Raw genomic sequence first — 14,595 nt, 5'->3', positions numbered from 1 at the left:
CTAGAGGTAAGACGTTTAAGCCATCCGGTAGCGACCTGCTTTTTGGAATGGTTTCAAGTATAACCATCAACGATTAACGAATAACCAATTTCTAACCCAAACCCTGCGCTTCGACAACGGCAATAGCAACCATATTCACGATCTCCCGCTCAGATGAGCCCAGTTGCAACACGTAGACAGGCTTCCGCATACCTAACAGAATCGGGCCGATGGCATCGAAACCTACCGAACGAGGCCCGGCGGCTTCCCGCATCAGGTTATAGGCAATGTTAGCCGCCGAGAGATTCGGGAAAATAAGCGTGTTGGCCCCTTCGTCTACCAGTTTGCTAAGGGGGTAATTCTGCCGAAGTAAGTCCACATTAAAGGCTAAGTGCGCCTGCATCGATCCGTCAATAACCATATCTGGATGTTTAGCTTGCAGGATTTCGGTGGCCTGTTGCATCTTATCGGCATCTTCCCCTTTGGCGCTGCCGAAGTTCGAATACGTTACCAGCGCGATACGGGGCTTTATGTTGAAACGCTCCACCGCGCGGGCCGTCAATTCGGTGATTTCGACAATATCGTTGGCCGTGGGATTTACGTTCACCGTGGTGTCGGAGAAAAACAAAGGCCCCCGATTGGTGAGCAAAATGTACATACCCGCCACTTTCTGAACACCCGATTCTTTGCCGATTACCTGTAATGCCGGCCGAATGGTATCCGGGTAGTTTTGCGTCAGGCCCGATATCAGCGCATCTGCCTGCCCGGTTTCGACCATCATCGCGCCGAAGTAGTTACGGGAAAGCATCCGTTTCCGGGCTTCGGCAGCACTCACCCCTTTCCGGTAGCGCTTTTGGTAAAATAAATCGCCAAACTGTTCAACAAGCTCATGCTGCTCTGACGAACGGGGATCAATAATGGCAACATCGGCCAAATCCAGGTTGTTCTGACTGATCATGCCCTGAATCATGGCCGTTTCGCCAAGCAGAATCGGTACCGCTATTCCTTCGTCTTTTACCTGTTGGGCAGCCTTCAATACTTTCAGGTTTTCGGCATCGGCAAAAACAACCCGTTTCGGATTGGTTCGGGCTTTGTTATTGATAACCCGCGAGATACGGGTGTCCTGCCCCAATCGACGCGCCAACTGACTTTCGTAGGCTTCCCAGTCGGTGATGGGCTGTTTGGCAACGCCCGACTCCATGGCTGCTTTCGCCACCGCCGGAGCCACCGTTTCCAATAGGCGCGGGTCGACGGGTTTGGGGATAATGTAATGCCGACCGAACATCAGATTGTCGGTTCCGTAGGCCATATTGACCAGATCCGGAACGGGTCTTCGGGCCATTTCGGCCAGAGAATGAACGGCCGCCAGTTTCATAGCTTCGTTAATTTCCGTGGCGCGAACATCGAGTGCCCCCCGGAAAATGTACGGAAACCCGAGTACGTTGTTTACCTGGTTGGGATAATCGGACCGGCCGGTAGCCATGATGATGTCGGGGCGGGCGGCAATGGCTTCTTCATAACTGATCTCAGGGGTTGGGTTGGCCATGGCGAAAACAATTGGGTCATTGGTCATGGATCGTACCATGTCCTGACTCACGGTGTTGCCTTTGGACAAGCCGACGAATACATCAGCCCCAACAAAGGCTTCTTCCAGCGTGTGTAAATCGCGGGAGGTGGCGAACAGACGTTTACGCTCGTCGAGGTCGGTGCGGTCGGCCCGGATAACGCCCTTACTGTCGCACATAACGATATTTTCGACATTGGCGCCGAGCGATACGTACAACTTGGTACACGAAATGGCCGATGCGCCCGCGCCGTTTATAAGAATTTTTGCGTCCTGAATGGTCTTGCCAACGATTTCGAGCGCGTTCAGCAAAGCAGCCGCCGAGATAATGGCCGTGCCATGTTGGTCGTCGTGCATGATCGGAATATTCAGTTCGGCTTTCAGCCTTTCCTCAATCTCGAAGCACTCCGGCGCTTTAATATCTTCCAGGTTGACACCGCCGAAGGTAGGCTGCAGAATTTTGACCATCCGGACAAACTCATCGACGTCTTTGGTGTCGAGTTCAATATCAAACACGTCGATATCCGCGTAAATCTTGAACAGCAGCCCTTTCCCTTCCATGACGGGCTTGCTGGCTTCCGGGCCAATATCGCCCAGACCGAGCACGGCTGTTCCGTTGCTGATAACGGCAACCAGATTCCCTTTGGCGGTGTATTTATAAACGTCTTCGCGATTTTCGGCAATGGCTAAGCAAGGTTCCGCCACACCGGGCGAATAGGCCAGCGACAAGTCGGCCTGCGTACTATAATCTTTCGTTGGAATAACTTCGAGCTTACCGGGTCGGCCTTTGGCGTGATACTCAAGCGCATCTTCGCGACGTATTTTTTGTTGCATAAATTCGTGTAGGAGTTATCCTTTGAGGGATGGCAAGATAGGGAGAGTTCTGAATAAGCGTATTAAAAATTTCCGTCAAAAAGAGCACCGGTTTTTAAGTCTTTCAACGTGAACGAGTGTACCGTTCCAATACCCGAAAACCGGATTTTAACGCCGTATATAGTTTTAAGCGGCTTAGTGTAGGTTGTTTCGTAAACCCTGCGATTATTGATGAAGATGGCCGCATGCCTGTCAATGACCTTCAGGGTTAACATACCTCCCGCCCGAAGATCAGCGGCCAGAAAGGTTAAATCATCCCGCTGCCCATTTTTCTGAATTTCGGAATTCTGTAGTTGCATCCAGTGCGCACAGCCGGATTTCATGACTTCAAAAGCATGTTGCGACGACTCGCCCCAGACCATAATGCCTACCTGCGAGCAGCGAACACCCGCCCGGTCGGGAGAGGACGTTACATGGGTTGTTAGCTCAAAATTGTCGCCGTTAATCGGGGTGGGGTGGCTGTTGATGAACTCCATAAAAAAAGTCCGATTCGTATCGATACCAGCTCTGGCTGCTTCCTGAGTGTTAACGCTTCGTTGCCCACCCGTAAACAAATCTTTGATCTCGATTGGGTAAACCCGACTTGAATCATGCATCATGTTGGCGGTAACTGTCCAGGCGGTGGTCCGTAAATAAATGGTAGCCGTGTCGACGTTCACGCCATTTTGCTGGAGTATGGCAAAATAGCGGCCCGGCCGTTCGTAATAGTGCGTGTAAAGGCTGTCGTTTGCGTTGAGGTTTTCCCGTTTGCCATCGCCGAAAAGGATCGTATAGTTGCCGGATTGGTCGGCATTAGACACTGGTCGTTTGAGTTGAAACACCGCCGAGTGCGGGTTTTCACCCAACGGATTGCGGCAGATGAGCCGGGCTGACTCCTGCCCATTCCGGTGCTGCCAAACAAAAAGAAGACCAGTTATAAGTAAAAGAATACCCCCACTGGCCAGGATTGGTCGAAGCCAGTGGCGATCCGTACTTTTTTGGGGAGTACTGGAGGCCGGTCTGTTATAAACGGGTGGCTCTGGCAGGTTTTCCTGTCTGATGAACTCCGTTGGTGGGCGCAGGGTTTGTCGGGCTTCCCATTCCTGTATGTTGACGAAGTGATCCCAGTCCGGATAGCCGATGTAAACAGACAGCGCATCCCGAGTGGCTTTCTGAGGATAATACCGTACATCGGTTTTAATCTTGCCGAAGATGCGCTTCAGGGTGTTCGGGCTAATACGCACGTGCGTTTGCCTGTAGAGTATATGACTCAGGCTGACGTAATCGCTGTTGGTCCACCTATCCCGGTCAGGTTTGCCATATGCTTCGCTCACCTTACGACAACAAACCTCCAGAAACGCAAAGGCTTCTACTTTTCCGGGTTGTCCATTTTCTGTAATCATGAATGTTAAGATTCTGTTAATCAGAACGTTGTCTTATCCATAATTTCGATTAACGAAATGGACAAGTCTACTCTTTTTCTTCGTATAATACAAAATTACCTTTGTATACTCGTATTCGTCTGAAGCTCATTTACAGGCTAGCCGACTCAAAAACTATAAATATCTAAATATTATGCGACAAAAACGTTTACTGTACTGCGTCGTTTTTTTAGGATTATTGTCTCCTCAATTGTCGCAGGGCTGGCACTTGGGCAGACTGGATTCCGGCCCAATACCAACCCATCTTTCTGGCGTTGGCACGATCGGCAAACCGATACAAACCAATCCGCTTTCTCTTGATGATCGCATCATTACGGGCACCATCACCGACGAAAAAGGCGTAGTCCTCCCCGGCGTGAGTGTCCTCCTTAAAGGTACCGATCCAACGGGTCGGCAACGCGGAGCGGTTACAGACACGAAAGGTACGTTTCAACTGGCTGTTCCCGACAATGCCGCTACGCTGGTGGTGAGTTTTGTTGGTTATTTACCACAGGAGATCGCCGTTGGCAGTCGGACAACCATCACGGTTCAACTTCTTCCCGATACCAAAGCGCTGGAAGAAGTTATTGTCGTGGGGTATGGAACACAGCGAAAAATTGAAACAACGGGGGCCATCGCTTCCGTTAAAGCGGCCGATCTGTTGCAAACGCCCGTTGCCAACGTAGCGCAGGGCTTGCAGGCACGGGTGGCCGGGGTTCAGATTACGCAGAATTCCGGGGCACCGGGTGGCAATGTCAGCGTTCGGATTCGGGGAACAAACTCCATTAACGGCAGCTCGGAACCGCTCTACGTCATCGACGGTATTCAGATTGCGAACTCCGGCGGCATTACCGATGTGAGCCCGCTCTCCCAAATCAACCCGAATGACATTGAGTCCATCGAAGTGCTCAAGGATGCCTCGTCGACGGCTATTTATGGCGCAAGGGCAGCCAATGGCGTGGTGCTGATCACGACCAAACGCGGGAAGGATGGGGCTACGCGGGTTAGTTACGATGGCTATGGCGGGGTGCAGCAGGTCAATAAAACCCTGAATGTGCTGAATGCACCTCAGTTTGCCCAACTCGAAAACGACGTCTACAAACGCGCGATCTACGCGAACCCGGCCAGCCTGGGCGAAGGCACTAACTGGCAGGATCTGATCTTTCGAAAAGCCGCGATCCAGAGCCACCAGCTTTCCGTAACGGGTGGAAATCAGAAAACGCAACTGGCCCTTTCTCTGAACTACTTCAATCAGGACGGGATCATTAAAAACTCCAACTTCACGCGGTATTCATTCCGGTCCAACGTCGACCATCGCCTGAACGACCGGGTGAAAATCGGCACCAGTCTGTACTACGGCTATTCCATCAACAACGGGGTAAGTGTGGGTGGCACCGGCTCCGACGTGACCAGCAGTAGGGCGGGGGTGCTCGGGGCTGCCGTAGCCGCACCGCCGACGCTAACACCCTACCGGGCCGATGGGAGTATATATCCGTTTCAGGACCAGATGAATGGGCAGTATCAGGAAGTAACAAACCCGCTGAACTTCATTACGCCTATAAACCGGCAGACGAGCCAGCGGATTCTGGCCAATGTGTACATCGACTTCGCCCTGTTTAAAGGATTTACGTATCGGCCAAGTTTTAACGTCGATCTGGGCAACACCTTGTCGGAGTTTTACTCGCCCTTATCGCTGTTGAGCCAGTCGCAGCTGGCGTCGGGTGGGGGGAGTGCCTCGAACGTAAGTTCCTACGGGCGGACGCTCCTGCACGAAAGTATTTTTACGTACCGGACTCGTCTGGCCGCTCATCACACCTTAACTGCTACGGCCGTTCTGGCCACGCAGGCCAATGTCAATCAGGGCTATACGCAGACCGCGTCAAATTTTCCGAACGACATAACGCAGAATAACTCGGTTGGCCTGGCTGTCAACCAGCGTATTGGCAGCGACAAGAGCAAATCGCGGCTGGATTCCTATCTGGGACGGATAAATTACGGCTACAAGGATAAGTATTTCCTGGATTTGACGGCCCGCGCCGATGGCTCCAGCAAATTCGGGGAGAATAACAAATATGGCTTTTTTCCGGCGGTGGCGGGTGCCTGGCGAATTGTCGAAGAGCCGTTCATGAAGTCGGCTTCGTTCATTTCCGATTTGAAACTACGCGGAAGCTGGGGTATAACGGGTAACGCCGGTGCTATTGACCCGTACCAATCGCTGGCTACGGTTAGCACGTCGGGTCTGAACTACAATTACAACCACAACCCCGTTACCGGCATTAACCCCATCGCCATTCCCAACCCTGATTTGCAATGGGAACGCTCGACGCAGGTCGATGTTGGTGTCGATATTAGCCTGTTCAATAACCGCCTGTCGCTGGTCGCCGATTATTACAAGAAACGCACCGATAACCTGCTGTTTCAGAAAGTATTGCCCATGTCGTCGGGTTATACGGCGCTAACCGGAAACTTCGGTTCGATCCAGAATAGTGGCGTCGAACTGGCCGTCAATGGCCGGATTATACCGGGCAGTGGACGCGGGTTTCAGTGGGATGCATCGGCGAATATTACGTTCAACAAAAACGAAGTGCTGTCACTGGACGGTATTCTGGACGAGCTGCCCCGCTCGGCCTTCGCGCTCTTGAAGGTCGGCTATCCCATGGGCCTGTACCGGACGTACATCTTCGACGGCATCAGTCAATCCGGCGAAACCATCTTGCCGGGCTACGACGGACGCCTGGGTGGCCATAAAGTGAAAGACATCAACGGCGACGGCACCATTACGGCCGCCGATCAGCTCATTGTGGGCAACTCCCAGCCGAAATACACGTTTGGTTTCTCGTCGTCCTTCCGTTACCAGGGCTTCGACCTGAACCTGTTTGTACAGGGAGTGCAGGGCAACAAACTCATGAACCTGTTCCGCTATACCTTCGAAACGGCACTTGGGCAACAGAATGTGCTGGCCGGTATGGCCGATCGCTGGTCGCCAACGAACCCGAATAATGAGTACTCCAGCGGATTTCAGGGGGGGCGGTTGCCTATTTCCGACCGCTACGTGGAGGATGCTTCCTTTATTCGGCTGAAGAATGTTTCGCTGGGCTACACCTTCCCCAAAATCAAAGGCATTAGCCAGATTCGGCTATACGTCAGTGCCAATAATGCGCTGACCTTCACGAAGTACACGGGTTTCGACCCAGAAGTGAACAACTTCGGCAATGCCACGACCCAGTTTATCGATAACGGTACCTATCCCATTGCCCGGTCTTACCTGGGTGGCTTACAGATCACTTTCTGACCGGGATTTATGTGATTTAATTGACCGATAACTTCTCAAAACTCATGAAAAAACATATTCTGCTGTTGCTGGCGTTGTCGGGCCTGACGATTTCATGCAGCAAACTGGACGAATCGGTGTATTCTTCCATTTTTACAACGAACTTCTACAAAACGGCATCTGATGCAGAAGCGGGCATTGCCTCGGCGGCCGGGTCGCTGATCAATCTGTACGGGTTTCCGCTCGTAGCCGTTTCGGATTTTGCTGCCGATCAGGCTTATCCACGGGCCGTTGTAGGCCGAAACACGATCACGCTATTTTCCTACGATCCGTATTTTACGGCGCAGCGAAACTCGGGTCGGCACGAAACGGAGGGGCCGCAGGGCGTCTGGCGGTTTAGTTACAAGGGCATCGAAAACGCCAACTGGGTCATTGATAAAGTCCCGGCCATCCAGATGGATGTGCAGCGACGGACCGAAATCGTGGCCGAAGCCTACGCGCTGCGGGCGTTGTACCACTGGACGCTGACCAAAACGTTCAACGAGATTCCGGTGAAAATCAAGCCCAGCACCAGCGAAGTTGAAGCACTCGTTGCCAAAAGTCCCAGGGCCGACATCTACAAGCAGATTTACAGCGATTTGGATCAGGCCATTGCCGGATTGCCGTCGTACTCGGCCAGTCTGGTCAAGGGCCGTCCATCCAAAGAAGCCATTCAGGGATTATACGCCAAAGTCGCGCTGTATAACGAAGACTGGAACAAAGCCTTGCAACAGGCACAAGCGACCATTAATTCGGGCAAATACGCGCTGATGCCGAACGTACTGGATGTGTTCGATGTGGACAAAGAAGATGTGGCCCGAATCGAAAACATGTGGGCCGTGGAAGCCGACCGGGTAACGCCCAGTCGCTGGTTGACGGTGATGGGCATTGCCGGGCCTCGCAACAGCTCGGGACCCGATTACGCCAAAGTGTCGTTTGGCTCGTGGTTTGCCTATCAGTCGTTCTTCAATTCTTTTTCGCCGACCGACAAACGGCGGCAGTTGCTGGATACCACTTACCGCGATGTAGCCGGCAAAATTGTTCCGCAGAAAGACATTACACCTGTTACCCCCAAAGGTGTTTTGATTCGGAAATACCGCGACCCGAACTCCATCGGAGAAGCCAACAACTGCAATTTCCCCATTATCCGGCTGGCCGATGTGTATCTGGTCGCTGCCGAAGCCGAAGCACGTCAGAATGGGGCAACACCTGCGGCCTATGGGTACATCAACGCCGTTCGGAAACGGGCCGGGCTGAGCGATCTCACAGCGGGACTGGGGAAAGACGCCTTTCTGGCGGCCGTGCTACAGGAACGCTCGTGGGAACTATTCGCCGAAGCCGACCGCTGGTTCGACCTGACGCGGACCAACACTTTCATGACCGTTATCCCCAAAGCCGTTAATGATGTGTATCCAACCCGAACGCCACAGGATAAACACCGGTATTATCCCATTCCGCTGGAAGAAATTCAGGCCAATCCCAAACTAACCCAGAGTCCGGGCTGGTAGTAGATTCGGATATGTAATCGCTTAATTCTCAACTTATTATTTAGTCAATGAAAACGTATTTTTTTTCGGCCTGCCTTGTTGCATGGCTACTGACACACAGTAATGTAGCCGTCGCCCAGTCAAAAAAAATGCCATCGTACAGCGGCATTTACCCGCAGCTCGCCATGTATAACAACGAAGGCGAATGCGGAACCGGTGCCGTTGTGCCCTGGGCGGGTAAGCTCTGGGTAGTTACCTACGGTCCGCATTTGCCGTTTGGCTCGTCGGATAAACTCTACGAAATAACGCCCGATCTGAAGCAGATCGTCCGGTCGGAAAGCATTGGTGGCACCCCCGCCAACCGGATGATTCACCCCGAAAGCAACCAGCTTTTCATTGGGCCGTACGCCATTGACAGCAAGGCGCATGTGCGAGTCATTCCTTACAGTAGGATGCCGGGTCGGCACACCGGTAACGCCCGCCACCTGACCGATCCAAAGGGAAAGATCTACTACGCAACCATGGAAGAGGGCTTCTATGATGTGGACGTAAACAGCCTGACGCCAACCATGCTCTATGAAGATGGCAACGTTAAACGGAAGAAAGAGACGGACGAATCGAATAATCTGGAAAACATTTTATTGCCGGGAGCGCACGGGAAAGGCGCGTATTCGGGGCAAGGGGTGATGGTCTATTCCAATAACGGCGAACCGGGTGCCAAAGCACTGGCTCAATTCGACGTCGATGCGGGTTCACTTTCCGAATGGAACGGGAAAGACTGGAAAGTAGTCCGCCGGAATCAATTCGTTGAAGTGACTGGCCCCGGTGGCATTTACGGCAACAAAAACGCGGCTACTGACGCCATCTGGGCCACGGGCTGGGATCATAAATCGGTGCTGCTGGGTGTGCGCGACAAAGCCACGGGCTGGCACTTTTTTCGCCTGCCCAAAGCCAGTCACTCCTACGACGGTGCCCACGGCTGGAACACCGAATGGCCCCGCATCCGCGATGTGGGTACAACGGCGCAGCCCGATTATCTGATGACCATGCACGGGATGTTCTGGCGGTTTCCCGGTGGGTTTACGGCGGCAAACACGGCCGGTATCAGACCGCGTTCTGCCTACCTGAAAGTAATTGGCGACTACGCCCGCTGGAACGATAGACTGGTGTTTGGCTGTGACGACTCAGCTCAGAAAGAGTTTCTGAACAAACGGAAAGTGAAGGGAAACCTCGAAGGCCCCGGCCAGTCGAACTCCAACCTGTGGTTCACTTCCCTGAACCTTCCCGATGAACTGGGGCCAAACACAGCCGAGGGGTCCGTCTGGCTGAATGAAGCCGTGAAAGCTAACGAACCCTCCGAGCCGTTTCTGTTTGCTGGTTGGGCCAATCGCTCGGCCTGGGTGCAAAACAACGGTGACCAAAGCGTACAGGTTAGTTTTGAGGTTGACAAAGCCGGGAAAAGCACCTGGACACCCTTACAAACGGTAACCGTTGGGGGGCGCCAATCCGCAAATATAGCGTTTGCCACCACTACGCCCGGCGAGTGGATTCGGGTGAAATCGAATAAGGCAGCCAATCTTTCCGCCCACTTCTCATATTCGGCTAACGACACGCGCAGCACGACCGCCGGTAACCTGTTTACCGGACTTAGCCCGGTGGCAACCGCCAACACCTCGGGTGGGTTGATGTACGGACTGGGCAACAATCGCCGGGCGTTGGGCATGGCTGCATTGGACTATAAAGGCGGACAAGCATCGGACGTTGGCTATTATGAACTGAACGCCAACATGCAGCTTATTCGGAAAGACGACGCCGGTGTTGTGCAGGTGATCAAAAACAAGTTCGCCATTCCGGAGAAAGTCGTGACTATCGAGGAGTCGAGCGTGCTGATCGTCGACGACAAAGGACGGCGCTGGCGGTTGCCCCTTGGCAGCGACAGCTACACCTCATTGACCAATCAGGCCGCATTGCGAGTCTGCCGGGAAGTAGCTACCGAGCGCGACCTGCTCAATTGCCACGGTACGTTCTATGAATTGCCCGCCGAGAATGCCGACGGCTATGCCAAAATGCGGCCGGTTGCCTCGCATACGTTGCGCATTAACGATTACGCATCGTATCGGGGGCTGCTTGTAATGACGGGCATCGACCTGAAAACGGCCGCGAAAAATGAGCATATCATTGTCTCGGATGATAAAAAGGCGGCCGTTTGGGCGGGGGCCATAGACGATCTCTGGAAACTGGGCAAACCAACCGGCCACGGTGGCCCCTGGAAAAATACGTCGGTTAAGGCTAATGAAGCGTCTGACCCGTATCTGATTGGTTTTTACGACCGTCGTACGCTGCAACTGTCGCACAGCGCTACGCAACCAGTAACCATCACGATTGAGGCCGATCCGGTGGGTACAGGCGTCTGGATGACCTATAAATCGTTTACGGTCGCCCCCGGAAAAACGGTCGACTATATTTTTCCGAAGGATTTCCAGGCCCGTTGGGTTCGGTTTAAAACCGATAAAGCCTGCCAGGCAACCACGTTGTTAACGTATAAGTAGGTCAAGAGCGTCTGTTTATCAGACATGAGTCGTCCCGAATGTAAACGCAGCGTCTTTGGCTGGTCTGTTTACATTCGGGATGACTCATTTTCGTTTTACGGATAAGAAAGAGGTAAATCATGCAATGGCGCTCCAGGGGTGGGGATTATTTGATGGTCTGCGTGTTCATTACTGATAAGGACGGTCTTTGTATGCCGTTCCTTATACATTATCTTTGAACAGTGCCGAAATATCTTCGTCTTTCATGAATTACAGGGGTCGTTGCCCGAAAACAGACATGACTTTTTCTCTTGCAAAGTCTACTTTAAGAAAAAAGGCCTTTAACGGGCTACTTCTTTTCGTAGGATGGTGCCTGCTGGGAAGTTGTCAATCGGAAACGAAGACGAAAACCTACCGAATTGGTTTCTCGCAATGCACCGGGGCCGACGAATGGCGCAAAACCATGCTCAGCGATATGAAGCGTGAGCTCACGTTTCACCCTAATTGCACGCTCCTCTACGAAGACGCCGGTAACAGCACAGCCCGGCAAATCAGCCAGATAAACACGCTGATCGATCGGGGCATCGACCTGCTGATCGTTTCGCCCAACGAAGTAGCTCCCTTTGCCAAAGTTATCGAAGACGTTTTTAAGCGGGGTATTCCGGTAATTCTGCTTGATCGGAAAATTGAAACTGAATCCTATAACGCCTACATCGGTGGCGATAACGTCGAAATTGGCCGGTTAGCCGGTGTTTTTATTGGCAATCACCTGAGAGGGAAAGGACGGGTCGTTGAGGTGTGGGGACTGCCCAGTTCATCGCCCGCTCAGGAGCGGCACCGGGGGCTTCACGAAGAGTTAGCCAAATATCCGGGCATACGGGTGGTGAAAGAGCTGAATGGGCAGTGGGAGCGCGATACGGTACGTCGGGTAGTGGCTGCGGAACTGAGTACCCTGAAGGAGGCCGATTTGGTATTTGCCCATAATGATGTGATGGCCCTTGGAGCGTATGCGGTCTGCATGCAAAACGGACTTCAGCAAAACCTGGATTTTGTTGGCATCGACGCCCTGCCCGGTCCAAATGCGGGTATGCAGGCGATAACGGACGGCATACTGAAAGCCAGTTTTTTGTACCCGACGGGCGGGGAGGAAGCCATTGAAACAGCTACACGGATTCTGGCTGGAAAATCGGTGAAACGGGAGCAGATACTCAACTCCATTCAGATAGATGGGTCGAATATTCGGGCGTTGAAGGCGCAGAGCGACAAACTACTGGCGCAACAGGCTGATATTGAAAAGCAAAGCCAGCGCATTGACGCGCTAACGCAAACGTACGCGTCCCAGAAAAACACGTTATATATTACGCTGGCCAGTCTGCTTGTGGTTATGTTGCTGGGAGCCTGGGCACTGTATCTCTTTCGGTCGAAGCAGGCAGCGTACCGAACGCTGGAGAACCAAAATGAAGAAATTCGGCAACAGAAAGATAAAATAGAGGCTGTTTCGCAGCAGGCCCGGCTGGCAACGGAAGAAAAGCTACGGTTCTATTCCTACATCTCGCATGAATTTAACACGCCCCTGAGCCTTATCCTGACACCAACGGAAGATCTGCTGACGAAGAAAACCGTTAGTACCCACGACCTGAAATCTAACCTCGCGCTCATCCAGAAAAACGCCTACCGACTGTTGCGCTTGATTGACCAGATGCTCGACCTGCGTAAAACCGATGCGGGTAAGCAACGGCTCCGTACATCAGAACAGGATTTGGTGGCTTTCATTGAGGATATTGTCGTGGACTTTAGACGTAAGGCTGAGAAACAACGGATCGACCTTCAGTTTATCCCGTCGAAACCCAGTTTGCTGGTCTGGTTCGATGACGAAAAGCTGGATAAGGTGATTGTGAATCTGCTCTCCAACGCATTCAAATACACACCGAGAGGGGGCCTGATTCACATTCGGCTCGACGTACAGGATACGCAGGTATGTATTCAGGTGGAGGATAATGGCGAAGGTATGACGCCCGATGAGCAGGCGCATGCCTTTGACCTTTTCTTCAGTGGAACGCGGCCGTTCAACCTCTCGAAAGGGTTGGGACTGGCGCTGTCGATGGAGTTTATTCAGCTGCACCAGGGCGAAATCACGGTGCAGTCGGAAAAGAATAAAGGGACGACTTTTACCATTCTGCTGCCTCTGGGAAATGCCCATTTGTCCGAAGAGGAAATAGACCGGTCGGGCTTTCGAAATGCCTTGAAAGAAGGAATAGCCATTTCTCCGCGCTTTCTGGTCGATATAGATGAAGAGGACGTTGCCGCCCCGCCTGACCCGATAAAAAAACAGTTGGGTACACTGCTGGTCGTTGAAGATAACGACGACATCCGGACGTTTCTGACTACCCGATTGGGCCACGAGTTCGATATTATTGCGGAGAGTACGGGCGAAAAAGGCTGGGAACGGGCCATCGACGTTATTCCCGACCTGATCATCAGCGATATTATGCTGCCGGGTATGGACGGTATGCAACTCACGCAGCGGGTAAAAGCCGATCTGCGGACCTCCCACATTCCGGTGGTGTTGCTAACGGCCAAAGGGCAGATGGAGCAGCGTATTGAAGGCACCCGCGCCGGAGCCGATGCGTACATTACCAAGCCATTCAACACCACCTATCTGCTCGAAGTGCTCCGAACTACACTGGCCAACCGCGAAAAATGGCAGCGCCGGTATGCCTCCGATTTCCTGTCGCAAGCGGGTGCTGGTAACCGGCAGGATAAGAAATTCCTGAATGAGCTGACCGGGCTGATCGAGCAAAATCTGACTGATCCGGACTTTGGGGTCGAGAAGTTGAGTCGTGATATGGGCCTGTCGCGGGTGCAACTTTACCGGAAAGTGCAAGCCTTGCTGGATATGAACGTAATTGATTACGTGGCCGAAATACGTCTGAAAAAAGCCCGGCGACTATTGGCTGAAAGTACCAAAACAATGGCCGAAATCGCCTACGAAACCGGCTTCAGCTCACCCGCTTATTTCACCACGTTTTTCAAGCAACACACGCAAAAGACTCCGTCGGAATACCGAAAATCACCGGCGGGTGTGTAGTGAAGGTAGTCAGCCATTATTCACCTCAATAATAAAGTTTAGTAGAAAAGAGCGTCAAAGAGTTATGATAAGAAAGTTTTTTCGCAAAATCTCCAATAGGTCAATGTAACGTTTGATTATACAACCGTGAATTCATTGTTTGGGAGAAAAACTAGCCTCATAAACTCAGGTATACCACATGAAAACTATATGTTGATTTGTGAGATAACAATTTGAGATAGGCCATAGCCAGATCTAACGCAAATAGTAGAAGTTTGGCGACCGTCACTTAAAAAGGGCATTTAGTTAGACGGCATATTTTAATAACTGTCAACTACTATTCGTAGCATACGCGTAGATATTTAATGATTGTCAACTATAACCAAT

Annotated in this window: 6 protein-coding genes; 4 read left to right on the top strand and 2 right to left on the bottom strand. The window is 52.2% G+C overall.

The genetic code is table 11. The features are described 5' to 3' along the window. Positions 1–91: 91 nt before the first annotated feature. Positions 92–2,377, bottom strand: coding sequence for an NADP-dependent malic enzyme (locus CRO74_RS27895; protein ID WP_097130989.1), 2,286 nt, complete (start codon positions 2,375–2,377; stop codon positions 92–94). 62 nt (positions 2,378–2,439) lie between these two features. Then, complete coding sequence (locus tag CRO74_RS27890; protein WP_097130987.1) at positions 2,440–3,798, bottom strand: hypothetical protein; 1,359 nt, start codon at positions 3,796–3,798, stop codon at positions 2,440–2,442. A gap of 172 nt (positions 3,799–3,970) precedes the next feature. On the opposite strand from CRO74_RS27890, the gene CRO74_RS27885 reads away from it, so the two are divergent. The 4 genes from CRO74_RS27885 (at position 3,971) to CRO74_RS27870 (ending at position 14,229) form a co-directional block, all read left to right on the top strand. Beyond that, a complete protein-coding gene (locus CRO74_RS27885; RefSeq protein ID WP_097130985.1) occupies positions 3,971–7,108 on the top strand; it encodes a SusC/RagA family TonB-linked outer membrane protein in 3,138 nt (1,045 codons plus the stop codon). 44 nt (positions 7,109–7,152) lie between these two features. After that, complete coding sequence (locus CRO74_RS27880; RefSeq protein WP_097130983.1) at positions 7,153–8,634, top strand: RagB/SusD family nutrient uptake outer membrane protein; 1,482 nt, start codon at positions 7,153–7,155, stop codon at positions 8,632–8,634. A gap of 47 nt (positions 8,635–8,681) precedes the next feature. Continuing rightward, positions 8,682–11,162, top strand: coding sequence for a hypothetical protein (locus tag CRO74_RS27875; RefSeq protein ID WP_097130981.1), 2,481 nt, complete (start codon positions 8,682–8,684; stop codon positions 11,160–11,162). 277 nt (positions 11,163–11,439) lie between these two features. Next, the gene (locus CRO74_RS27870) at positions 11,440–14,229 is read left to right on the top strand and encodes a substrate-binding domain-containing protein (RefSeq protein WP_245878007.1); all 2,790 of its coding nucleotides are present in this window, start codon (positions 11,440–11,442) and stop codon (positions 14,227–14,229) included. Positions 14,230–14,595: the final 366 nt, after the last annotated feature.

Source organism: Spirosoma fluviale, assembly GCF_900230225.1.
Classification (GTDB): Bacteria; Bacteroidota; Bacteroidia; order Cytophagales; family Spirosomataceae; genus Spirosoma; species Spirosoma fluviale.
Note: the sequence above shows the minus strand (reverse complement) of the source record. Positions and strands in the feature narration are given on the sequence as shown.